Origin of the sequence: Actinocrinis sp. (genome assembly GCF_035650855.1) — a bacterium.
Classification (GTDB): domain Bacteria; phylum Actinomycetota; class Actinomycetes; order Streptomycetales; family Catenulisporaceae; genus Actinocrinis.
This window is the reverse complement of record NZ_DASRGV010000389.1, coordinates 1-21,827: the sequence shown is the minus strand read 5'-3', so window position 1 is coordinate 21,827 and position 21,827 is coordinate 1. Positions and strand designations below refer to the sequence as shown.

The 21,827-nt window shown below is 70.8% G+C and carries 23 protein-coding genes; 8 read left to right on the top strand and 15 right to left on the bottom strand.

Features of this window, described 5'->3' with window-relative positions; all coding sequences use genetic code 11:
* Window positions 1-160: 160 nt before the first annotated feature.
* Window positions 161-457: a helix-turn-helix domain-containing protein gene (locus VFB40_RS27490; RefSeq protein ID WP_324855777.1), complete on the top strand. Its 297-nt coding sequence runs from the start codon at window positions 161-163 to the stop codon at window positions 455-457.
* 192 nt (window positions 458-649) lie between these two features.
* On the opposite strand, the gene VFB40_RS27485 is transcribed toward VFB40_RS27490, so the two are convergent.
* Both VFB40_RS27485 and VFB40_RS27480 read right to left on the bottom strand, forming a co-directional pair.
* Window positions 650-2,062 (bottom strand): cellulose binding domain-containing protein, encoded by a 1,413-nt coding sequence (locus tag VFB40_RS27485; RefSeq protein ID WP_324855775.1) that lies wholly within the window; start codon window positions 2,060-2,062, stop codon window positions 650-652.
* Window positions 2,063-2,412: 350 nt separating this feature from the next.
* Entirely contained in the window at window positions 2,413-3,030 is a 618-nt protein-coding gene (locus VFB40_RS27480) for a hypothetical protein (RefSeq protein ID WP_324855773.1), read from the bottom strand.
* Window positions 3,031-3,187: 157 nt separating this feature from the next.
* Between VFB40_RS27480 and VFB40_RS27475 the strand changes: the two genes are divergently transcribed.
* Window positions 3,188-3,871: a response regulator transcription factor gene (locus VFB40_RS27475; protein ID WP_324855771.1), complete on the top strand. Its 684-nt coding sequence runs from the start codon at window positions 3,188-3,190 to the stop codon at window positions 3,869-3,871.
* A 53-nt stretch (window positions 3,872-3,924) separates the two neighbouring features.
* The gene (locus VFB40_RS27470; protein ID WP_324855768.1) at window positions 3,925-5,274 is read left to right on the top strand and encodes a sensor histidine kinase; all 1,350 of its coding nucleotides are present in this window, start codon (window positions 3,925-3,927) and stop codon (window positions 5,272-5,274) included.
* Here VFB40_RS27470 and VFB40_RS27465 read toward each other — a convergent pair.
* Entirely contained in the window at window positions 5,213-6,412 is a 1,200-nt protein-coding gene (locus tag VFB40_RS27465) for a class I SAM-dependent methyltransferase (RefSeq protein ID WP_349261653.1), read from the bottom strand. The genes VFB40_RS27470 and VFB40_RS27465 overlap by 62 nt on opposite strands.
* Window positions 6,413-6,504: 92 nt before the next feature.
* Here VFB40_RS27465 and VFB40_RS27460 point away from each other — a divergent pair, with 92 nt between their 5' ends.
* From VFB40_RS27460 to VFB40_RS27450, 3 genes are all read left to right on the top strand, one after another.
* The gene (locus tag VFB40_RS27460) at window positions 6,505-8,154 is read left to right on the top strand and encodes a DUF2079 domain-containing protein (protein WP_324855764.1); all 1,650 of its coding nucleotides are present in this window, start codon (window positions 6,505-6,507) and stop codon (window positions 8,152-8,154) included.
* Between the two features lie 173 nt (window positions 8,155-8,327).
* Entirely contained in the window at window positions 8,328-8,753 is a 426-nt protein-coding gene (locus tag VFB40_RS27455) for an OsmC family protein (RefSeq protein ID WP_324855761.1), read from the top strand.
* Between the two features lie 303 nt (window positions 8,754-9,056).
* Entirely contained in the window at window positions 9,057-9,362 is a 306-nt protein-coding gene (locus VFB40_RS27450; protein ID WP_324855759.1) for a hypothetical protein, read from the top strand.
* 6 nt (window positions 9,363-9,368) lie between these two features.
* Here the strand turns inward: VFB40_RS27450 and VFB40_RS27445 are convergent, their stop codons facing one another.
* The 6 genes from VFB40_RS27445 to VFB40_RS27420 form a co-directional block, all read right to left on the bottom strand.
* Window positions 9,369-10,463, bottom strand: a complete 1,095-nt coding sequence (locus tag VFB40_RS27445; RefSeq protein WP_324855758.1) for an N-acetylglucosamine kinase — start codon at window positions 10,461-10,463, stop codon at window positions 9,369-9,371.
* Window positions 10,460-11,722, bottom strand: coding sequence for a 6-phospho-beta-glucosidase (locus VFB40_RS27440; protein ID WP_324855755.1), 1,263 nt, complete (start codon window positions 11,720-11,722; stop codon window positions 10,460-10,462). The genes VFB40_RS27445 and VFB40_RS27440 overlap by 4 nt, the downstream gene beginning before the upstream one ends.
* Window positions 11,722-12,618 (bottom strand): carbohydrate ABC transporter permease, encoded by an 897-nt coding sequence (locus VFB40_RS27435; protein ID WP_324855753.1) that lies wholly within the window; start codon window positions 12,616-12,618, stop codon window positions 11,722-11,724. The genes VFB40_RS27440 and VFB40_RS27435 overlap by 1 nt, the downstream gene beginning before the upstream one ends.
* Window positions 12,618-13,604, bottom strand: coding sequence for a carbohydrate ABC transporter permease (locus VFB40_RS27430; RefSeq protein ID WP_324855751.1), 987 nt, complete (start codon window positions 13,602-13,604; stop codon window positions 12,618-12,620). Before VFB40_RS27430 ends, VFB40_RS27435 begins: the two co-directional genes overlap by 1 nt.
* 26 nt (window positions 13,605-13,630) lie before the next feature.
* Window positions 13,631-15,031, bottom strand: a complete 1,401-nt coding sequence (locus tag VFB40_RS27425) for an extracellular solute-binding protein (RefSeq protein WP_324855749.1) — start codon at window positions 15,029-15,031, stop codon at window positions 13,631-13,633.
* Window positions 15,032-15,188: 157 nt separating this feature from the next.
* Window positions 15,189-16,466 carry an ROK family transcriptional regulator gene (locus VFB40_RS27420; RefSeq protein ID WP_324855747.1) on the bottom strand — a complete coding sequence of 426 codons (1,278 nt, stop codon included), beginning with the start codon at window positions 16,464-16,466 and terminating at the stop codon, window positions 15,189-15,191.
* Window positions 16,467-16,711: 245 nt separating this feature from the next.
* On the opposite strand from VFB40_RS27420, the gene VFB40_RS27415 reads away from it, so the two are divergent.
* On the top strand, window positions 16,712-17,122 hold the full coding sequence (locus tag VFB40_RS27415; protein WP_324855745.1) for an FMN-binding protein: 411 nt from the start codon (window positions 16,712-16,714) through the stop codon (window positions 17,120-17,122).
* Here VFB40_RS27415 and VFB40_RS27410 read toward each other — a convergent pair whose 3' ends face one another.
* From VFB40_RS27410 to tsaB, 4 genes are read right to left on the bottom strand one after another with little or no spacing between them, the layout of a single operon-like run.
* Window positions 17,123-17,383, bottom strand: coding sequence for a hypothetical protein (locus VFB40_RS27410; RefSeq protein WP_324855743.1), 261 nt, complete (start codon window positions 17,381-17,383; stop codon window positions 17,123-17,125). It abuts the gene before it with no gap.
* Window positions 17,384-17,428: 45 nt separating this feature from the next.
* Window positions 17,429-18,499 (bottom strand): tRNA (adenosine(37)-N6)-threonylcarbamoyltransferase complex transferase subunit TsaD, encoded by a 1,071-nt coding sequence (gene tsaD, locus VFB40_RS27405; protein ID WP_324855741.1) that lies wholly within the window; start codon window positions 18,497-18,499, stop codon window positions 17,429-17,431.
* Window positions 18,500-18,519: 20 nt separating this feature from the next.
* On the bottom strand, window positions 18,520-19,071 hold the full coding sequence (gene rimI, locus VFB40_RS27400; RefSeq protein WP_324855738.1) for a ribosomal protein S18-alanine N-acetyltransferase: 552 nt from the start codon (window positions 19,069-19,071) through the stop codon (window positions 18,520-18,522).
* Window positions 19,068-19,730, bottom strand: a complete 663-nt coding sequence (gene tsaB / locus VFB40_RS27395; RefSeq protein WP_324855736.1) for a tRNA (adenosine(37)-N6)-threonylcarbamoyltransferase complex dimerization subunit type 1 TsaB — start codon at window positions 19,728-19,730, stop codon at window positions 19,068-19,070. The genes rimI and tsaB overlap by 4 nt, the downstream gene beginning before the upstream one ends.
* A 175-nt stretch (window positions 19,731-19,905) precedes the next feature.
* Between tsaB and VFB40_RS27390 the strand changes: the two genes are divergently transcribed.
* A complete protein-coding gene (locus VFB40_RS27390; RefSeq protein WP_324855734.1) occupies window positions 19,906-20,730 on the top strand; it encodes a L,D-transpeptidase family protein in 825 nt (274 codons plus the stop codon).
* A gap of 30 nt (window positions 20,731-20,760) precedes the next feature.
* On the opposite strand, the gene tsaE is transcribed toward VFB40_RS27390, so the two are convergent.
* Both tsaE and VFB40_RS27380 read right to left on the bottom strand, forming a co-directional pair.
* Complete coding sequence (tsaE, locus tag VFB40_RS27385) at window positions 20,761-21,276, bottom strand: tRNA (adenosine(37)-N6)-threonylcarbamoyltransferase complex ATPase subunit type 1 TsaE (RefSeq protein ID WP_349261652.1); 516 nt, start codon at window positions 21,274-21,276, stop codon at window positions 20,761-20,763.
* Between the two features lie 69 nt (window positions 21,277-21,345).
* On the bottom strand, window positions 21,346-21,827 hold a 482-nt coding region (locus VFB40_RS27380), incomplete at its 5' end, for an alpha/beta fold hydrolase (protein ID WP_324855730.1).

The following is a 21,827-nucleotide window of genomic DNA, read 5'->3' as shown; positions in this document are numbered from 1 at the left end:
AGAGGCATTCGATGCGGTATCCGCCCGAGCACACCGGTGCGCGGACCACGAGGTATGCGCCGCGCAAGGGTCTTCAGCGCACTATCAGCGTTCTCCTAAATTCAGTGGGGTGACTCGTGACGCCAACACCGACTGTCGTCCTCGTAAGGAGGTGCCGGGAATGGGCTCCACGCAAGCCGATAACTCCACCGCCGAGAGATCCGCGGCGTATCGGCTCGGAACCGCGCTGCGGCTGCGCCGACTCGAGCTGGGGATCTCGCAGCGGCAGCTGGCCCGCCTGATCGGCCTGTCAGCGCACAGCAACCTCGGCGACTACGAACGCGGGCAGCGCATTCCGCCCGGTGACATCGTGGTCGCCTGCGAGCAGTTGTTGTCCGTGGAGGCGAACTACCTCCAGAAGCTGCGGCGGGAAGCGCTGTGCGAAAGGGCGAGGCGGCTGTGCAGCTACCGGGATTGAGCGCGCGATCCGCAGAGCCCTGACATGACGGCGGCGGTGCGCGGCCGGAAACTCAGACCGCGCACCGCCGCGCCACCCCGTCCCCCAGAACCGGTCGGCGCCCCGGGCTCGCCGCCGGCGCCGGCTTCAGCGTCGGGCAGTGCTTATTCAGGCAGTGCTCACTCAGACAGCGTTGACCTAGATCCCGCTCACTCAGTACGCGCTCATGGCCTGACCGAAGGCGCCCGCGGACTGCACCACCGAGGAACAGGTCGCGCTGGCGAAGGCCGCCGCCCCGCCCGCGCACTGCTTGTCGCGGGTCGCCGACCAGAACGAGAGCCAGGCCAGGTTCTTGCTCTTGGCCCAGCTCGCCAGCGCGGAGGCGTCGGCGACCGAGAAGGTCTCCGAGCTGACATCGTTGACGCCGATCATCGGGGTGACCGCCACCTTCGCAAGGGCCTGCGACGCCGAGAGCGAGGTCCACACCGACTGGACCTGGCCGGCCGTGGCGCTCGCCGCCTGCTCGGCGAGGGTGGCCATGTCACCGGTGAACGAGGCGCCGTAGTCCATCGCCATGACGTTGACCGCGTCGAGGCTCACGCCGGCGGCCTTGGCCGAGCTGAGCACCGAGACCCCTTGGCCGGTCAGGCCGGAGGGCAGCACCGGGAGCGTGTACGAGACCTTCAGCCCCGGGTTGTTCGCCTCCAGGGTCGCGATCGCCTGGTTGCGCAGGTTGATCGAGGCGGTGTCCGCGACCGCGGCGCCCTCGACGTCGAAGTCGATGTACTTGAGCGAGTAGGCGCTGATCACCTTCTGGTACGCGGCCGCCAGCGACGAGGCCGACGTGCAGGACTGCGCGAGTTCGGTCCCTGACGCGCCACCGAAGGACACGCGCACGTCTCCGCCCGCGGCACGCAGCGCGGATATATCAGCGCTGATTGACGCGTCGTTCAGCGCGGTGACGCCGCCCCATTCCGGATTGCAGGCGCCGTTGGTGGTGATGAAGGCCAGGTTGAAGAACTTGGTGCCTTCGACGGACGCGCTGGCCGACAGGTTGTACAGCGGGTACAGCGACAGGTCCGCGTAGGGGGCGAACTTGCCGAACGCGCCGGAAGGCGGTGGCGGCGCAGAGCTCTGCGACGCGGACGGGCTCGGCGAGGCGGGCTTGGACGGCGTTGGCGACGCCGGAATCGAAGGCCCTGCACTCGGCGAGGCGGGAGTCGATGCCTTACCGCTACTCGGTGTCGAGCCGCCGACGCACGCGGCGCCGTTGATGGTGCAACCGCTCGGCTGGCCGGTGCCGGAGACCTCGAAGCCGAAGCTGACGCTGCCTCCGGCCGGAATGTTCGCGTTCCAGCCCGCCGGGGTGACCGTGTAGCTCGGTCCAGAGGCGCCGTTCGAACTGCTCGCCTCAGTGCCGTTCCACAGGCTGGTCACGGTCGATCCGGCGGGCAGCGCGAAGCCGACCTTCCAGGTGGACATCGCCGACGAGGTGCTGTTCGCGATCGTGTACTGGCCGACGTAGCCGCCATCCCAGGAGCTGGTCTCGGCGAAGGTCACCGCCGGGGCCGCCGCGCTCGCCCCGGTGGCCATGACGAAGCCGGCGCCTACGGCCAGCACGGTCACGCCCGTCCCCGCGGCTGCGAGCTTGAGTCGCGTCTGGCGATTCAGGCGCCGCGAGCGCGCTGAGCGCCCGTCCTCCGACACGGCATGGCTGCCCATGAGCTGGTCCTCTCGGTGGGGTCGAGACGGTCCGGGACGCGGTGCGCGACCACGGTCCGGCTGGTGCGGACCTCACCGTATTGAACTGGGCACCGGCTGACAGCCCTCGATCATTAAGCTCGCCCTAAGGCGGGTTCAGGGCGTCGGCGCGGCGGGTCGCCGGGGTTCGGAGCGGGCGCGGTCGGTGATGAGATGGGCCCGGCGCGCGGCGCGGGATGAGCAACACGAAACCGCGCGGCTACCGAGCGGGCCCCTCAGGACGAAGGGCTCGGGCCGACGACCTGGACCTGGGGGGTGTACCCGTTCCACGTGGCGAAGACCGAATACGTGGTCGAGCCCTGGCTGAAGTCGACGCGCAGCCAGCCGGCGGCCGACCAGTTCTGCACCGAATACCCGGCGGCCGGGGTCGCCGACACCAGCGTGACCAGATGTGCCGAGATCGCCAGCACCACCACGCCGCCGGCGGTCTGGTACCGCGACAGCGAGCTGCTCGGCGAGGGCGTCGCGGAGGCGGACGCCGAGGGCGGGGCCGCGGCGTGTGACCTGCTGCGTTCCGGCGACGGAGAGGTGCCCGCGGACACGTGCGCGCCGCCCGTGCCGAGCCCGGCCGACGGCGAGGGCATGGGCACCGGGCTGGTCTTGGCTCCGGCCGCGAGCACCGCGGGCGGGGTCTCGGCCGCCGGGATGAGCACTGAGTCGACTCCGAGCCACGCCACGGCGGAAGCCACCGCGGTGGCCCCGGCCCACGCCACAACGGCGAGCGGCGCGCGCCGCTTCCCGCCCGACGCATTCGGGGAGCGACCGGGAGATGAGGGCCGGGCGGGCGGGTCGATGACCTTCGCCTGGCTGCGTTGTCGTCGGTCGACGGCCACAGTGCCGACTATGCGGCTGACGCCGCTTGGCGGGCCGCCTCCCTCCTCCGCCTTGCCATGCTCAGCCCTGGACCCGCTCGCTGATCCGGCCCTCATCTCCCGGTCGCTCCGGCCCACTGGTTCCCTCTCAACCGGCCATGGAATACGGTGCCACGCTATGGCGAACGTGCTCCTGGTCGAAGACGATCCAGACGTCCGGTCTGCGGTCATCCATCAGCTCACCGCATTCGGGCACGCGGTGCGCAGCGCCGGGACCGCGCTCGCCGCACTGCGCGAGGCCAGCCGCGATCCGGGTGACATCATCGTGCTCGATCTCGGGCTGCCGGACCTGGACGGCTCCGAGACGCTGAAGATGCTACGCGCAATCACCCGGGTTCCGGTCATTATCGCGACGGCCCGCGACGATGAGGCCGAAATCATCCGGTTGTTGAACGCCGGCGCGGACGACTATCTGGTCAAACCGTTCTCCGGCGGGCATCTCGCCGCGCGCATCGCCGCGCTGCTGCGCCGTACCGGCTCCGGCCAGACGCCCGCCGCGCTGCGCATCGGCGGCCTCGAAGTCGACCCGCGGCGGCGCGAGGCGCGGCTCGACGGCCGGCCGCTGGACCTGAGCCGCCGCGAGTTCGACCTGCTCGCGTACCTGGCCGCGCGGCCCGGCGAGGTGGTCACCCGGCGCGAGCTGCTGACCGAGGTCTGGCAGCTGCCCTACGGCGACGACCAGACCATCGACGTGCACCTGTCCTGGCTGCGGCGCAAGCTCGGCGAACGGGCCAGCGCCCCGCGGTACCTGCACACGGTGCGCGGCGTGGGCGTCCGGCTGACCGAACCGCCGGCGCGGTGAACGACGCAGTGAACACGGACGGGCAGTGAGCGCGCGATGAAGAGCGGACCCCGATGAGATGGGCGCTGGCGAGGGTGGCCCTCGCGGTCACCAGCATGGTCGCCCTCGCCTTCCTGATCCCGCTCGGCTTCGCCATCGACCACATCGCCGCGCAGCGCGCCTTCGCCGACGCCCAGGCGCGGATCGCCGCGATAGAGCCACTGCTGGCCGTCACCATGGACCGCACCCAGCTGCAGGGCGCGCTGGAGACCATGTCCGGCACGCAGGACATCGCGTTGAGCCTGCCCGGCGGCGTCGTACTCGGCACCAGCCACGCGAGCCCGACGCAGCTGAGCGTGGTCTCGGCGCAGGGTCGCGCGGAGACCCTGGCGGTGCCCGGCGGCTCCGTGCTCGTGCAGCCCGAGGTGGTCGACGGCGGCAAGCTGACCCTGATCGAGGTCTACATCGACGCCGGGAAGACCCACCAGGGCGTGGTGCGCGGCTGGCTGATCCTCAGCGCCGTCGCGCTCGTGCTGGTCGCCGGTTCCACACTGGTCGCGGACCGGCTCGCCACCCGCGTGGTCGGCGCGGCCCGGCACTTGGCCGAGGCATCGCGCAAGCTCGGCGACGGGGACACCACGGTCCGCGTGGACGCCGACGGCCCGAACGAGCTGCGCGAAGCGGGCGATGCCTTCAACACCATGGCGGACCGCGTCGTGCATCTTCTCGCCGCCGAGCGGGAATTGGTGGCGGACCTCTCGCACCGGCTGCGCACGCCGCTGACCGCGCTGCGGCTCAACGCCCAGGCGCTCGGCGACGTGCCGAACGCGGCGTCCACGCGGGAGGCGGTCGCCAAGCTGGAATCCGAGGTCGACCAGATCATCCGGGCCGCGCGCGGCGGCACTGCGGCGTCAGGGTCCTGCGACGTGGCTGCCGTGGTCGCGGAACGGATGGAGTTCTGGTCGGCGCTGGCCGAGGATCAGGAACGGCTCTGGCAGGTGGTTGGCACATCCGGGCCGGTGCACGTCCCAGTCGCCGCCCCCGAGGTGGCCGCCGCCCTCGATGCCGTGCTCGGCAACGTCTTCCGGCACACGCCCGAAGGCACCGCGTTCCAGGTCACGGTGCATCAGGGCAACGGCTCGGTGGCGATCCTGGTCGACGACGCCGGGCCGGGCCTCGACGACGCGGACCGCGCGGTACGCCGGGGCGAGGGTTCCGGGCGGGTGGGCTCGACCGGGCTCGGCCTCGACATCGTGCGCAAGCTGGCCGAACGCACCGGCGGCTCGCTGCACATCGACCGCTCCCCGCTCGGCGGCGCGCAGGTGCACTTCTCTTTCCTCACGCCGTCCACCAAGACCGCGGTCAGCCCGATGGGCGCGCAGGTTGCCCGAGCAAGGCGATATGCGCGCCGAGGACGCGTGTGACGATCAGCACCGCCGAGTTCGGTCCGGCGGGGCGCAGCTGCTTGCGCAGGACTGCCGGGTCCATGTCCGCGCCGCGCTTCTTGACCGTGAGCACGCCGATCCCGCGCTCTGCCACCACCGCGCGCAACCGCTTGACGTGGAACGGCAGCACATCAGTGATCTCATACGCCGACGCGAACGGGGTCTCCACCAGCCGGTCGCCGGTCAGGTAGGCGATCGTCTTGTCGACCGTCCGCGCCTCAAGATCCTGCGCCAGTTCGCCGATCAGCCGCGCCCGGATCACCGCGCCGTCCGGCTCGTACAGGTACCGCTGCACCGGTCCCGGCTCGGGATCTCCGACTCCCCTCGCGACCATCGTCCACGGCCCGGGGAGTACCGTCGCGCGCCGCCGTCCCCCGGCCAGGGCCAGCCGCCCGAAATAGATCCCGGCCTCCTTCACCTCGCCGCGCTCGGACACCCACTCCGCCTCCGCCCCGTCCGGCACCAGCTCATGCAGAATCCCAGGCGCGACCTTCACTCCCAGCTCCCCGACCCGCCCGGCAAGCTCCAGCGCGAACCCCCAGGTCGGCGAGTACGCAGCCGGGTCGAAGATGCGCCCCCGATCGCCCCGCCGTGCCGGATCGAGAAAAGCCGCGTCACACCCGTCCAGTGCAACTTTCGTGACGTCCGCGCACCGCACCTCGACCCGATCGGCCAGCCCGGCGGCCCGCACATTAGCCTCGGCCACCGCGCACGTCACCGGATCTCGGTCCACCGCGAGCACGTCGATCCCCGCCGCCGCGAACGCGAGCGCGTCGCCGCCGATCCCGCAGCACAGATCCGCGACCCGCCGCACGCCCGCCGACGCGTAGCGGCGAGCCCGCCACTCGGCTACGGACCGCCGCGTCGCCTGCTCAAGTCCCTGAGCCGTGAAGTACATGGTCGCGGCGGCCGAACCGAACTTGGCCTCGGCGTGTGCACGCAGCCGAGCCTGCGTTAACGCCGTCGCGACCAAGGGCGCCGGGTACCGGTCACGCAGCTTGGACGCCAGCGACAACGCCGCCGCCTCTGCGTAAGCGCCCCCGCTCAACTCTGCCAAGAGGCCCTGGCCTACCGGGTCAAGCAATGCCGTAAAGTCACCGATCTCCACGCCGCCCATTCTCGGCCCCCGCACCGGCCAAGCCCTAAGTGGTCCCCGTGTCGGGTGTCGGCTCTTGGCCATGTCACGAATCGGTCGATACCCTACGCCCCATGGCCTATACCAATGCGGATGAAGCTCCCGAGAGCCCGGAAACCGCCGCATCGGATTCGGGCCCGACGCTGACCGAGACACGCCCCGAGGCCTCGCGCGAAGCCCACGCCATGGCCGCCGCAACGGCCCCCGAGTCTGCGGAGACCGCCAAGAACGCCGGGACCGCCGAGACGACCTCCTCCCGCCGCCGCTTCCCCACCTTCCCGCCCCGCTGGTCGCTTCAGACCTACGGCCCGTGGCTGCTGGTCGCCGGCCTGATGACGGTCTACCTGCTGATCTCGCTGGCCCGCTTCTACCGCTTCGCCCCGACCTCGTGGGACCTCGGCCTGTTCACCGAGGAGGTCAAGCAGTACGCGCACTTCCACGCACCGATCGACGACGCGCGCTCGCCCGGCTACGAGATCCTCGGCGAGCACTTCAGCCCGATCGTCGCGCTGATCGGCCCGTTCTTCCTGATCTTCCCGACCCCGGTCACGCTGCTCGTCGCGCAGGCGTTCCTGTTCGCCGTCGCCGCCGTCCCGATCGTGCGCTTCGGCGCCGAGCGGATCAGCACCGGGGCCGGATACGCGCTCGGCGCCGCGTACGGCCTCTCGTTCGGTCTGGCCGAGGCGATCGACGCGGACTTCCACGAGATCGCGTTCGCGGTACCGCTGATCGCGTTCTCGATGTGCGCGATGTTGCGCGGCAAGCACATGGCCGCCGCACTGTGGGCCCTCCCGCTGCTCCTGTGCAAGGAGGACCTCGGGATAACGGTCGTGCTCCCGATCGGCATCGCCCTCATCCTCTACGGCCGCACCCTGCTCGGCGCAGTGCTCTCCGCCGCGGGCACCGCCGGCTCCCTGCTGGCCATCTACTGGATCATTCCCGCGCTCAACCCCACCCACCAGTACGAATACTGGAACAAGGGCGGCTGCGCGGACCCGACCCAGCCCGGCGGCGCCAAGCCGATCACCTGCCTGATCGGGCAGAGCATGCAGAACGCCGGCGGCAAGCTGGAGCTGATCTTCCTGCTGCTGGCCATCACCGCGTTCGTGGCGCTGCGCTCGCCGCTGGTGCTGTTCGCGGTCCCGAACCTGGGCTCGCGGTTCATAACGACCAACTCGACGTTCTGGGGCACCACCTGGCACTACAACGCGATCCTGATGCCGATCCTGTTCGTCGCGGCGGCAGACGGCATCGTCCGCGCCCGCACCGCGGGAGCGCTGCCGGACCTTGCAGGCGCCGTACGCCGCGGCGCCCGAAGAGTGAGCATGGCCATGTCCAACCACGGCGCCGTCGCCATGCTCGCCGTCTCCCTCGCCCTGGTGCAGCAGTTCCCCTACAACCAACTCTTCGACCCCAACACGTTCACCTTCGACGCCCGCACCCAGGCACTCAGCCACGCGATGTCGCTGGTCCCGGACGGCGTGACGGTCGAGACGACGATCAACATGCTCGCCCCGCTCTCCGCGCGCGACGACACGTTCTGGGTAGGCAACCCCGCCGGCCCGACCGCGCCCGAGTACGTGGTGTTCGACCAGGTGGTCTCCGGCTTCAGCCCGCCGATAACGGACGTCCCGGGCTTCGAGCAGCAGCGACACCCCGGCGCGACGTACAAGGTGATCTACGAGGACGGCTTCGGCATCTACGTCCTGCGCAAGACGTCCTGAGCGCACCCCAACGGTCGACCGCGCGTCGTGCGCCGTACCGCCGTACCGGAGCGAGGCCGCACCGCCACAAGGCCGCGGCAACCCACTCCGCCTAGGATGGCGACTGAGTCAAAAGGGCTCGTCCAAACGTCCTGACGATTACTCAGATCGTTCGATCGGATCGGAGTGGAACTGTGGCAACGACTCGCAAGGCCGCGGCGCACTGGGAAGGTAGCCTGCTGGAGGGCAAGGGCGAGGTCTCGTTCAACTCGTCCAGTCTGGGCAGCTACCCGGTGACCTGGGCGGCGCGCTCGGCGGAGCCCAATGGGGTCACCTCCCCGGAGGAGCTGATCGCGGCGGCCCACTCCACCTGCTTCTCGATGGCCCTCTCGCACGCGCTGGCCCAGGCGGGCAACCCGCCGGCCACCGTGGACACCGCCGCCGAGGTGGACTTCCAGCCCGGCACCGGCATCACCGCCATCCGCCTGAGCGTCAAGGCCTCGGTCCCCGGCATCACCGCCGACGAGTTCGCCGACTTCGCCGCGAAGGCCAAGGAAGGCTGCCCGGTCTCCCAGGCGCTCAAGGCGGTCCCGATCACCCTCGAGGCCGAACTCGTCTAGACACGAAGCGCCGCGCGGCGGCCGGTCCGAACGACAGTGTGTCCAGCTGAACTGGACAACCGTCGCCCCCGGGTCCGGCCGCCGCAGCACGTGACGCCGGCACCAGTTCCGCAATTGCCAGGCTTGGCCAAGAGGTGAATAAGTAAGCTCAATCGGTAGCCGACAGCTCAGTCAGTCAACACCACGCAGCAACACGAGACGCCAGCAAGCCCACGGGCCCACTGGCTTACGGGCACACTGGCTTACGGGCACACTGGCTTACGAACTCGCGGACCTAACGCGGATGCCGATCATGGGGGATCAATGGACATGCCGCTCATCCTCCTGGCGCCCCTCGCCCTAATCGTCCTTGCGGCGATCGGCCTGGTGACCTCTGCTGTACGGGGCACCCGCCGCGCCCGCCAGCTCTACCGCGATCCGGGCGCGGATCCGAGCGCGATTCTGCTCGCGCAGTCCGAGCTGAATCGGCCTGAAGGTCACGCGCCCGGGCACCACCAGCATGCACACCACCACCATCACCACCACGATCCGAACATGACCGGCGGCTGGAACGGCGCCCCGGGGAACGCTGGCGGCATTGATCAGCCCCACCATCACCACAACGGCTGAGCTCCGCTAGAACCGCACGGCTCCCGTGAGGCCCAGAGTCTCCAGACCGAGCAGCGCCGCGCCGACGACCGGCGGCTCCTCGACCACGACCAGCTCAGCCAGCGGGATCTCGGCGGCGGCGCGCGCGGCGATGCGGTCCATCAGGACCGGGACCCGGGCACGTAGCACCCCGCCGCCGAGGACGACCTCCGCCGCGCGGTCGGCGATGCCCAGGCGGACCAGCACGACTCTCGCGAGCGTGACGATCTCCTCGGCCATTCGGTCCGTTACGCCGAGGGCGACCGGGTCGCCTTGCCCCGCCGCCGCGAGCAGGACTGGGGCCAGCTCGTTGAGCCGGTCGCCTTCCAGTTCGCCGAAGTGCAGCGCGAGGGACACCGCCTCCACGGACCGCCTGGCGAAGTGCCCTGCGACCGCCTCGGTGAGCAGGGTGCGCGGGCCGCGGCCGTCCTCGCCGCGGATCGCGTGCCAGAGCGCCTCCTCGCCGAGGTGGTGGCCGCCGCCCCAGTCGCCGGAGATCCGGCCGAGCGCGGGGAACCGGGCCCGCGTGCCGTCCGGTCCGATGCCGGCGCAGTTGACGCCGGCGCCACACACCACCGCCACTCCCCACGGCCGGGTCGCCCCGGCACGCAGCAGCGCGAAGGTGTCATTGCCGACCTCGACCGTGTCGGCCCAGCCCTGGGCCGCGAACGCGACCGCTAGCGCTTCCTCCTCCACCGGGAGGTCCGCGCCGGCGACGTAGGCGGCGAGGTGGCGGGCCAGTGGGGCCGCGGCGCCCAGGGAGACGCCGCTGCCGTCCGCGGAGTCCAGGGCGCGCCCTGGGCGGACGGAGTCCGCGTTCGCCGCGGACTGCTCGGGCAGGTCCAGGCCCAGCTTCGCCCGGATCTCGGCCACCGCCCGCGCGGCCACCGCGATCGCCGCGTCCACGCCGCTGGACTGCGGGGTGAAGCCGCCGGAGCGCGCGCTCGCGAGCACCTTCCCCTCGTCGTCCACGAGCAGTACATCGGTCTTGCTGTTCCCGCCGTCGATGGCGAGCACGGTTCCGGCCCGGGACGCAGGCCCGGCTCCCCCCGCCGACTCCGTCTGCTTGGTGCTCACGGTCACTTGGGCTCCGCCCACGGCAGGTGCTGCGCATTGGCGGCGATCAGCGCGTCGGTGAGCTTGTCGGCCACATCCACCTGCCCGATCAGCGGGTGCGCCAGCAGCGCGCCGAACACCCGGTCCCGGCCGCCGCGGATCGCCGCGTCGAGGGCCAGTTCCTCGTACGCGCTCACGTGCGCGATCAGGCCTCGAAGATGCGCGGGGAGCGGCGCCTGCGGCAGAGGTTCGACCCCTGATCCGCTGACCGTCGCGGAGACCTCGATGACCGCCCGGTCGTCCAGGAACGGCAGCGTGCCCTCGTTGCGCACGTTGACCACCTGCACGTCGCCCTTCCCGCCGACCAGCGACGCGAGCAGCTGCACCGCCGCCTCCGAGTAGAACGCGCCGCCGCGCTTGGCCAGCAGCTCCGGCTTCTCGTCCACCGCCGGATCGCGGTACATCGTCAGCAGCCTCTCCTCGATCGCGGCGACCTCCGAGGCCCGCGACGGCGCGCTGCGCTCCTCCTCCACCACCTGGTCGTGCATGTAGTAATAGCGCAGGTAGTAGGACGGGATCATGCCGAGGTGGTGGATGATATCCTCAGGGATCTGATTTCCCTCCGCGATCTCCTTGGCGTGCTCCTCGATGATCTTCGGGAGGATCTCCTCGCCGTCCAGCTTGACGCCGCGCTCCCAGGTCAGGTGATTGAGACCGACGTGGTCGAGCTGGATGCGCTCCGGCGTGACACCCAACTCGGCGGCGAAGCGGCGCTGGAAGCCGATCGCGACGTTGCACAGGCCGACCGCGTCGTGTCCGGCGTCAAGCAACGCTCGCGTGACGATGCCGACCGGGTTGGTGAAGTCGACGATCCGCGCCTCCGGGGCCACCTTGCGCACCCGGTCCGCCAGATCGAGCACCACCGGCACCGTGCGCAGCGCCTTGGCCAGGCCGCCCGCGCCGGTGGTCTCCTGCCCCACGCAGCAGAACTGCAGCGGCAAAGTCTCGTCCACGTTGCGCGCCGCCTGGCCGCCGACCCGCAGCTGGAAGAGCACCGCGTCGGCTCCGTCGGCGCCCTCCTCCACCGAATCCGTTGTCAGCACCCTGCCGGGGTGCCCCTGCTTGGCGAAGATCCGGCGGGAGACGGCGCCGACGGCCTCAAGCCGGTCGGCCGCCGGGTCGACCAGCGCCAGCTCGGTGATCGGCAGCTCGGCGCGCAGCCGGGCGAAACCGTCGACGAGCTCCGGCGTGTACGTCGAGCCGCCCCCGATGATCGCGAGCTTCATCAGCCCTTCACTCCTGTCAATGTCACACCCTCGACGAAAACCTTCTGCGCGAAGAAGAAGACGACCACGATCGGCGCGATGACCATGAGGTTCGCGGCCATCATCAGGTTCCAGTCCACGTGGTGCGCGGCGTGGAAGGTCTCAAGGCCGAGGGCGAGGGTCCAGTTGCCCGGGTTGGGTCCGACGTAGACCTGCGGGCCGAAGTAGTCGTTCCAGGCGTAGAAGAACTGGAACAGCGCCACCGCCGCGATCGCGGGCCGGATCATCGGCACCACCACCCGCAGCAGGGTCCTGATCTCCCCGCAGCCGTCCACCTTCGCCGCGTCGATGTACTCCTTGGGCACGGTCAGCAGGAACTGCCGCAGCAGGAAGATCGAGTAGGCGTCGCCGAAGGCGGTCGGCACGATCAGCGGCCAGAGCGTGCCGCCGAGCCCGAACTGCTTGGTCCACAGCAGGTACATCGGCATCACGGTCACCTGCGGCGGGATCATCATCGCGGAGACCAGCACGATCATCGCGGCGCGGCGGAAGCGGAACTTGAACTTCGCCAGCGCGTAGGCGACCGGCACCGAGGAGACCACGGTCAGGACCGTCACCGGCACCGCGTACAGCAGCGTGTTCTTGTACCAGGTCAGGAAGCCGGCCCGGTCCCACACGTCGCGGAAGTTCGACCACTGCCAGTGCGAGGGCCACAGCGCCCCGGACAGCGCCTGGTTGTCCGGCATCACCGAGGTGACCACCAGGAAGAAGAACGGCCCGGCGAAGAACACCGCGGCGACGATCGCCAGCGAGTGCACCGCGATCCACTCCAGCACGCGCCGGCGGCGCGCCGCCGAGCGGGCCGTGCGATTGATCCCGGCGTGCGGTGCGACCGGGGGCGACATCACGGCTGCCATCAGTCCCCTCCCACCAATCCGTTCTTGCGCCGCAGCAGAATGAGCGTGAACAGCATCGTCATCGCGAACAGCAGGATCGAGAGCACACAGGCAGGACCCGTATTCGCGTTCAGGATGCCCTGCTGGTAGATCAGCTGCGGCACGGTGAGGCTGGAGCCGAGCGGATAGCCGATGTCAAGGGTCGTACCCGCGGTGGCCACGTGCCCGCTGGCCACCTCGCCGGCCACGATCGCCTGCGTGTAGTACTGCATCGTGTAGATCACGCCGGTGACCACCGAGAACAGGATGACCGGCTGGATCGACGGCAGCGTGACGAAGCGGAACCGCTTGACCGGCCCGGCGCCGTCCAGCATCGCGGCCTCCATCTGCTCCCTCGGCACGTCGAGCAGCGAGGCGAAGAAGATGACCACCGTGTTCCCGATGCCCCACAGGGACAGCAGCGTCAGGGACGGCTTGAACCAGGTCGGCGAGTTGAACCAGCCCGGCGGGTTGTGCACGCCCAGGTGCGCCAGGATCGAGTTCACCGGCCCGCCCGCGTCGAAGAGGTACACGAACACGAGCGTTGAGATGACCGGCGGGGCCAGGTAGGGCAGGTAGAACAGGGTCCGGAAGATGTTGCCGCCACGCTTGATCTTGGTGATCAGCATGGCGACTCCGAGCCCGAACACGGTCTGCAGGGTGACCATGACGACCACGAGCCACAGCGTGTTCTTCAGCCCGGTCACGAAGTCCGGGAAGTTGAACAGGATGTAGTCCCAGTTCTTCAGGCCCACCCACACCGGGGCGTTGAACTGGTCGTAGTAGTAGAAGGAGAAGTAGACCGCGGCGATCAGCGGGTAGGCGAAGAACACGCTGAAGCCGAGCAGCCACGGGGAGAGGAAGCCCAGGGCGGCCAGGCCCTCCCGGCGGCGCTTCGCACGCAGCGCCGCCGGGAGGTCGGCCCGCTTCCTCCTGCGCCCGGGCAGGGCGAGGACGGGCGTTGCCATTGTCTCTAGCCTCGATCCGTCTGAGGTCAGCTGCCGCTGGGGCGCACGCCGGCCTGGGTGTCCTTGTCGATCTGCGCGTCGAGCGCGGCCAGCGCCGAGGACAGGTCGGAGACCTGACCCGCCTCCCAGGTCGCGACCCAGGTCTGCGCGGTCTGCTGGTACTGGCCGCCGTTCGGTGAGGCCGGGGTGGTGGCCGAGTTCGGGTTGCCGGAGACCTTCACGAAGGTCTGGAAGTTCGGGTTCTGCGTCAGCTGCGGCGAGGCGAGGGCGGCGAGGGTGGACGGCACGTTCTGGATCGCGTTCGCGAAGGTGACCAGGGTGTCGGTGTTCGTGGTCAGGTACTTCACCAGCTCCCAGTCGGCGTCCTGGTGCGCGCTGCGCGAGGAGATGCCGATCACCGTGCCGGTCACGTACCCGCCGCCGTAGGAGGCCGCGTCGGTGTCCTGCACCGGGAACGGCGCGGTGCCGTAGGACAGGTTCGGCGTCTCAGCCTTCAGATTCGCGTTGCGCCACTCGCCGTCCATCGACATCGCGACCGCGCCGGTCTCGAACGGGTTCTGCCCGGCGGTGAACTCGCCCGCGCCCATCGACTTGTTCATGAAGTCGGTCAGCTGCTTGGCGGTCGACTTCGGAGCCTGATTCAGGATGGCGTCCTGGAAGCTCTTCTGCCAGTTGAGCATCGCGGTGAAGCCGGGGTCCGAGGCCAGCTCGGAGTTGTGCGTCGGGCCCTGCCACTTGAGGTGGAAGATCGAGGTGAAGTGGCCGGGAACCTGCTCGAAGTACGCGAAGGAGGGGAAGAAGCCGATCCGCTTGAACGAGCCGTCAGGGTTCTTCTGCGTCAGCTTGAGCGCGTCGGCCTGCAGCTCGCTGAGCGTCTTGGGCGGGTCGGTGAGCCCGGCCTGCTGGAAGAAGCTCTTGTTGTAGTAGAGCCCGTACGCGTCGTTCTCCAGCGGCAGCGCGCACTGGTCGCCCTGGTACTGGGTGTAGTTGATCAGCGGCGCCGGGAAGGTCTTGGCCACGTCGATCTGCGCGGCGGCCAGATCCTGCTTGAGGTTGATCCACTCGCCGGTGGAGCAGTAGGTGCCGACGTCGTCGGTGGTGAAGGAGACCGCGACATCCGGGGACTGCGATCCGCCGGCCTTGATGCCCTGCTGGATCTGGGTGTCGGTGATGTTCCCCGTGGTCTTCACGTGGATGTTGGGGTGGGCCTTCTCGAAGCTCGCGACCATCGCGTTGAACGCGTCGTTCTCCGAGCCCTCGGAGAAGCCGTGCCAGAGGTTGATGGTGACGTCGGGCTTGCTCGTGGGATACGGGTCCACGGCGGTGATCTTCTGCTGCGCGGGCGCGGTGTTGCCGGCGCAGGCCGCAGCGGTCAGGACCGCGGCTATCGCGGCCGCGGGGCCGGTCATGCGACGCAGGTGCGACACGGGCGGAACTCCTTCGCGGGTTCGTGGAGCGGTTCGGGAGGTGAGCCGGGCGGTGCGATGGGGCTGTGCAGACGGGTGGAGCTGTGCCGATCGGTGGAGCTGTGCCGGTGGTGTTGGGGGCGGTGCGGGTCGTGCCGGGTCGTGCTGAAGGGTGCAGTCAGGCGGGGACCGGAGTGCCGGCGCTCGTGTCGAACACCGCCTCCCTGGTCGCCGCGAGGGCCGCGTGGATCGCCCCGGCGAGCACCGGGTTGTCCGCGAGCGCGGACTCGACCAGGCGGGGTCTTGGGATGGCCATGCCGTGCAGGGCCTCGGCGACCAGTTCGCGCAGCGGGGCGCCGCCGGAGCGCGGGATGGCGCCGGTGAGCACGATCAGCTCCGGGTCGAGCACGGCCACGATCGGGGCCAGGCCGGTGGCGAGCCGGTCGGCCAGCTCGGTGAGCAGCCGGCGCGCCGCCTGCTGGACGGCTACGGGCGCAGGCGCGGGCGCGGCGATCGCCTCGACCGCGCGGGCCACCGCGGATTGCGGGTCGGCGCCGGTGAATCCGTGCTGCCTGGCCAGTTTCAGCACTGCGGGGCCGCCGGCCAGGGCCTGGAAGCCGCCGGTGGTGCCGCGGCCGATGCTGCGGACCACCGGGGCGCCCGGCACCGGCATGTAACCGACCTCGCCGGCTCCTCCGGTCGCGCCGCGGTGCAGCTTGCCGTCGATGATGACGGCGGCGCCGATGCCCTCGGCGACCCAGAGCACGACGACGTCGCGAGCGCCCTGTCCGGCGCCGATCGTCTGCTCGGCGACCGCGACGAGGTTCACGTCGTTCTCGACGTCGACCCGCGGGTCCGGCAAGCCGGGCGCCGTCAGCTCGGCACGCAGCCGGGCGAGCAGGTCGGATTCGTGCCAGCCGGGCAGGTGGCGGGCGAAGCCGAGCCGACCGGTGCCCGGGTCGATGGCGCCGCCGATGCCGATGACGACGTGGTGCAGGGTGCTGATGTCCATCCCGGCGGTCGCGCAGGCCGCGGTCAGCGCCTCGCGTACCCGGTCGACGGTGCCGCTGGCCGAGCGTCCTGGCGTCACGAGGGTCGCCTCGCCGACGGGTCGCCCGGACAGGTCGCACACGCGGGCGACGATGCGCGCCGCGGTCACGTCGAGCCCGGCCACGTGTGCCGCCGCGCCGCGCAGCCGGTATCGCCGGGCGGTCCGCCCTGCGCTGCCGTTCACGTGCGCGGGCTCCGCGTCGAGCACCGCTTCGACCAGGCCGGCCGCCTCGAGGCGGTCCATCAGTTGCGAGGCGGTGGGCTTGGACAGCCCGGCCAGCGCGCCGAGCTGGGTGCGCGAGAGCGGCCCGCGGTCGGCGAGCAGGCGCAGCGCGGTGCGGTCGTTGATGGCGCGCAGCAGGCTGGGCGTGCCCGGCGGACCGACCAGGTCGTGGTCCCGGTCCATGCGCACCTCCCCGAGTAAGGAAACTTTCCTTATTGATGGGTGAACGCTAGGGCGTCCCGCAACGCTCGTCAAGAGCCTTAACGAGATTGCCGCCGGGTTGGGATTGGCAAAGTGCCGACCAAGAAGTGCCGGCCGAGAATCGCGGTAACGTTGCCGCAGCCGGGTCTTGCCCCGTCCCCTCGTGACGGGGCATCATCTGCCCGGCAGCACAGTGTTGAACGAGTTCTGCCGCAGGAGGACTGCCGATGAGTCTGCGCCGCATCGCCGTGGTGATCACCGCGTCGCTGCTGGCCATGCTCGCCCTGCTCGCGGCGAAGGCCGGGAACAAGGCACAGGCCGCCGGGATGACGGTGACCATAGTCACCCAGGGCCAGACGCGCACCGCGACCGGCCCGCAGGTCGTGCTCGCGCACGGCATCGTGCAGGTCCAGGTGACCGTGGTCGGCGGCCGGATCACCGACGTGAAGGCGCTTCAGCTGCCGCACGACAACCCGGATTCGTGGAACTACTCGACCCAGGCCGTCAAGACCCTGCGCACCGAGGTGCTGGCAGCGCAGAGCGCCGACGTGAACGTCGTCTCCGGTGCTACGTACACCTCGCGCGGCTACGCGCGATCCCTGCAGGCTGCGCTCGACGCCCTCGGCATGAAGGCCTGATCAGTCGCCCGTCTCGAACGGCGCGCTCTCCAACGGCACCGTCTCGAACGGCCATGCGTGCGGCGGCCGTGCGGTCAGCTCCTCCGGCGGATTCGGCACCGTCATCCGCTCGCCGCTGAACCGGACCAGCGCCACGACGCGGTCCGTCGATCGGAACAGCTCGGCTGACGCACCGTCCGGCAGTTGCGGCTCGACCTGAGCGAGCCACCAGGCGATCAGTCCGTCCGCGTCGCCCTTCGCCTCCCACATCAGTACGCGCACGCGTCGCCCCCGCAAGCCACTCCAGCCAAGCGAACCAGCACCGCGTCAGACCAGCACTTCGGTGATCAGCATCGAGGAGTCGGCCGGCAGGTCCAGCGGGGAGGGCCGCACGCCGCGCGCCACCAGTTCCGAGCCGAGCGCGGCGACCATCGCGCCGTTGTCGGTGCACAGCTTCGGCCGCGGCACCCGCACCCGGATGCCCTGATCGGCGGCCCGCTCCTCGGCGAGCGCGCGCAGCCGCGAGTTGGCCGCGACCCCGCCGCCGATCAGCAGGTGATCGACGCCGTTCTCCTTGCACGCGCGGATCGCCTTGCGGGTCAGCACGTCCACGACCGCCTCCTGGAACGAGGCCGCCACGTCCGCGATCGGCACCGGCTCACCGGCCCGCTCCCGCGCCTCGACCCAGCGGGCGACCGCCGTCTTGAGACCGGAGAAGGAGAAGTCGAAGGGCGCGTCGTTGGGGCCGGTCAGCCCGCGCGGGAAGGCGATCGCCGCGCCGTCGCCCTCGCGCGCCGCGCGGTCGATCAGCGGGCCGCCGGGGAAGCCGAGTCCGAGCACCCGCGCGACCTTGTCGAAGGCCTCGCCCGCCGCGTCGTCCACGGTGCTGCCCAGCGGCCGGATGTCCGACGTGACGTCGGGCACGAGCAGCAGCGAGGAATGCCCGCCGGAGACCAGCAGCGCCAGACACGGCTCGGGCAGCGGACCGTGCTCGAGCTGGTCCACGGCAACGTGTGCGGCCAGGTGGTTCACGCCGTACAGCGGCTTGTCCAGCGCGAGCGCGTAGCCCTTCGCCGCCGCCACGCCCACCAGCAGCGCCCCGGCGAGGCCCGGACCTGCCGTCACCGCGATCGCGTCCACGTCGGAGAGCTTGAGGCCCGCGGTCTCCAGGGCGCGGTGCACCGTCGGGACCATCGCTTCGAGGTGCGCGCGCGAGGCCACCTCGGGCACCACGCCGCCGAACCTGGCGTGCTCGTCCACGCTGGTGGCCACCGCGTCGGCGAGCAGCTCGGTGCCGCGCACGATGCCGATCCCGGTCTCGTCGCACGAGGTCTCGAAGCCGAGCACGATCGGCAGGTCGCCGCCCCCTGAGCCGAGCGTCCCGGTCCCTTGAGTCACAGAACCTTGAGTCACAGAACTCAGTCTTCCTCTCCGAATCGTTCGATGACGCCCGACGCGCGCATCACCAGCGCGTCCACGTTCGCGGGCTGGTAGTAGCCCCGGCGCAGCCCGACCTGCACGAACCCGAACCTGCGGTACAGCTGCTGCGCCCGCGGGTTGTCCTCCCGGACCTCAAGCACCACGTCGTCGCACTGCCGCCGAGCCGCCTCCCGCAGCAGCGCGGTGAGCAGCGCCGCGCCCAGGCCCCGGCCCTCCCGCTTCGGGTCGACCGCGATGGTCTGCACCTCGGCCTCGCCGATCCCGGCCAGCAGCCCCGCATAGCCGACGATGCGCGGGCCCTGCCGGTCCGGATGCTCCGGATCCGAGCCGAACTCCTCCGCCACCAGGTAACAGCGCGACGCCACCTCGGCGAGCTCCGACCAGAACATCCCGACCGACCAGGCGTCCTCGGGGAACGCCACGTGTTCGAGCACGGTGACCGCCGGGATGTCCCACCACCGCATCGGCCGCAGCACCGTGCGCGGCGGCAGTTCGGCGCTTGGCGGACGAGGCTGCGTCGGCGCGCTCACCGCAACGCCGGCTGGCTCACCGGCTTGCGTGCGCCCGGCTCGACCGCGTCGGGGCGGCGCAGGTACAACGGCAGCGGTTCGAGCAGCGCGGCGCCGGCGGCCAGTTGACGGGCCGCCAGTTCGGCGAGGTCGGCCGCGTCCGGGTACACCGGCTCGACCGCTTCGGCGAACGCGTCGGGGTACTTCACCGCTCCCTCGCCGGCCACCGGCAGGCCTGCCACCTCCGGCGCGACGACGTGCGGCCAGTCCACCGCCGGGTCGGTGAGCCGCTGGCCCGGGGCTGCGTAACGCGCCCAGTAGACCTCGCGGCGACGCGCGTCGGTGGCGACCGCGAACGGGCCGTCGTGCCGTACCGCCGCGGCGAGGATGTCCAGCGTGCACACGCCGTGCACCGGGATGCCGAGCGCGTCGCCGAGGGCCCGCGCGGTCACCAGGCCGACCCGCAGCCCGGTGAACGGGCCCGGTCCGACGCCGACCGCGATGTCGGTCAGCTCGCGCCGATCGCGGCCGGCCTCGGCCAGCACGGCGCGGATGCCGGGAGAGAGCAATTCCCCGTGGCGTCGCGCGTCGAGCTCGGTGTGCGCGGCGAGTACCTGGGTCCCATCGTGCAGCGCGACGGTCACGGCCGGGGTCGCTGTGTCAAAAGCCAGGAGGAGCACGGGAGCCATTATTGCCCCACCGGGCGCCTTATCCGGCACGCGCGGCACAGCGACCGCCCGATCGTGCCCACTCCTCACTGTCCGCCGGTTACGGCATGATGGGTCCTCAACGCGTGTACCGAGGCGCGCAGAACGCGAATGACACAGGTCGTTCGAAGGTGGAGGAGCAGTCGCGATGGGCAGACGCGGTGTCGGAGGGCGCGATTCGTCCGCGCACGCCACGACGCCCCGCTACAGCGGCGGCTCGATGCCTCAGCGCGGCGCGGATCCCCGCCAGCAGTCTTGGGAAACCCTCTCGTCTTCGGCGCCGCCGTCACCGGCGCAGCCCTCGGCGATGCAGTCCTCGCCGACACAGCACTCATCGACACAGCCCTCATCGACACAGCCGCCGGGTGCGCCGCCGTCCCGGCAGCGCTCGCGCCAGGGCAAGAGGAAGCCCGGCCACGGTGCGACCTACTCGGTCGTGGTGATGACGATCGCCTCCCTCTTCGGCGTCGCGGTGCTGGCGGCCCAGGCCGCGGCGACGGCTCCGCAGGTGTCGAACAACGGGGCCAAGGGCGCGGGCACGGCCTCCGGGCAGCCGACGGCGAACGCGTCCGCGGGATCGGCGACCGGCGGCGCGACGAACCCGGCCGCGCTTCCGGCGAACTCCGGTTCCGGCGCGCGCATCGTCTACGGCGAGGGCGCCAAGCGGATCTGGCTGGTGTCGGCGAGCAACACGGTCGCGCGCACGATGGCCGTGGTGCCGGGCACCGTGCCGGCGCCGACCGGCAGCTTCACGGTGACGAACAAGCTGTCGCAGGTGACGGGCACCGACGGCACGCCGGTTCAGTACGTCGTGCTGTTCAACAAGGCCTTCGGCTTCGACGCGGTGGCCAACGTCACCGGCATGCCTCCGGCGCCGACTTCGCACACCGGAGGCGTCCGCATGGCTCAGGCCGACGCGCAGGCGCTGTTCAACTTCTCCAGCGTCGGCACCACGGTCGTCGTCCTGCCCTGAGCAGCCGGTTGTCCGATTCAGCGGGACGAATCAGCTCTCGGCATTGTCGGTCAGCGGCGCGCCGCCGGCGAACCGGTCCGCGATCCCCTCGCCGTGCGCGACGACCGTGATCACCCTGCGATCGGGGCCGTCCACGCTGTCCGCATCGTCCGCACGCGCGCGCTCGATCCGCACCTCAAGCCGCTGCCCGGAGAGCACCTCGGCCTTGCCCTCGCCCCACTCCACCACGGTCACCGAGTCCTCGACCGAGGCGTCCAGGTCGAGATCGTCCAGTTCCGCGAGCGAACCGAGCCGGTAGGCGTCCACGTGCACCAGCGGCGCCGCGCCGCCGAGCGAAGGATGCACGCGCGCGATGACGAACGTCGGCGAGGTGATCGGCCCGCGCACGTTCAGCCCCTGCGCGAGCCCCTGCGTGAAGGTCGTCTTCCCGGCCCCGAGTTCGCCGGAAAGGATGACGAGATCACCCGCGCGCAGCCGCCGGCCGAGCCGCCGGCCGACCTCCTGCGTGTCCCGCGCGGCCTCCGCCTCGACCCGCTCGACCGTCACCGCGGCGCTGCCCGCGCCCTCGACTCCGCCGTCCACTGTGCGCTCCGCCTCTGCCCGTTCCAGGTCCGACTACGAGGCGTTCGACGACTTTCCCAGCCGCGCCTCGACTCGGTCCACCAGCCTACGCAGTGCGGCGTTCACCTCGTGCGGATGCTCAAGAATCACGACGTGTCCGGCGTTCGGCACGGTGACGAACTCGGCGCTCGGGATCGCGTCGGCCAGCGCGCGGCTGAACTTCAGCGGCAGCAGCAGGTCCTTGTCGGCCGCGAGCACCAGCGACGGCACCCGATCGAACACCGGCAGCACGTCCGCCTTGTCATGCTCCCGCAGCACGGTGAAGAAGCGCGCGATGACATCGATCGGCGTCGACTGAATCAGTTCCTGCACGAAGCGCACCGCGGACTCGGGCGCGTCGGAGCCGAACGCGTAACGCCGGGTCAGCACCAGCCCGAGGTCGCCGCCGGCCCGCCGCCCGCGCTCCACCAGGGCGCGCTGCCTGGTCAGCAGCTCGAACATGCTCGGCGCCGCGGTGTGGAACAGCTTCGCGGCCG

Bases quoted from the DNA above. Each gene is read 5' to 3' on its own strand.
- VFB40_RS27490 (WP_324855777.1), top strand. From the start codon at position 161: ATGGGCTCCACGCAAGCCGATAACTCCACCGCCGAGAGATCCGCGGCG.
- VFB40_RS27475 (WP_324855771.1), top strand. From the start codon at position 3,188: ATGGCGAACGTGCTCCTGGTCGAAGACGATCCAGACGTCCGGTCTGCG.
- VFB40_RS27470 (WP_324855768.1), top strand. From the start codon at position 3,925: ATGAGATGGGCGCTGGCGAGGGTGGCCCTCGCGGTCACCAGCATGGTC.
- VFB40_RS27465 (WP_349261653.1), bottom strand. From the start codon at position 6,412: ATGGGCGGCGTGGAGATCGGTGACTTTACGGCATTGCTTGACCCGGTA.
- VFB40_RS27460 (WP_324855764.1), top strand. From the start codon at position 6,505: ATGGCCTATACCAATGCGGATGAAGCTCCCGAGAGCCCGGAAACCGCC.
- VFB40_RS27450 (WP_324855759.1), top strand. From the start codon at position 9,057: ATGGACATGCCGCTCATCCTCCTGGCGCCCCTCGCCCTAATCGTCCTT.
- VFB40_RS27440 (WP_324855755.1), bottom strand. From the start codon at position 11,722: ATGAAGCTCGCGATCATCGGGGGCGGCTCGACGTACACGCCGGAGCTC.
- VFB40_RS27435 (WP_324855753.1), bottom strand. From the start codon at position 12,618: ATGGCAGCCGTGATGTCGCCCCCGGTCGCACCGCACGCCGGGATCAAT.
- VFB40_RS27430 (WP_324855751.1), bottom strand. From the start codon at position 13,604: ATGGCAACGCCCGTCCTCGCCCTGCCCGGGCGCAGGAGGAAGCGGGCC.
- VFB40_RS27420 (WP_324855747.1), bottom strand. From the start codon at position 16,466: ATGGACCGGGACCACGACCTGGTCGGTCCGCCGGGCACGCCCAGCCTG.
- VFB40_RS27415 (WP_324855745.1), top strand. From the start codon at position 16,712: ATGAGTCTGCGCCGCATCGCCGTGGTGATCACCGCGTCGCTGCTGGCC.
- VFB40_RS27390 (WP_324855734.1), top strand. From the start codon at position 19,906: ATGGGCAGACGCGGTGTCGGAGGGCGCGATTCGTCCGCGCACGCCACG.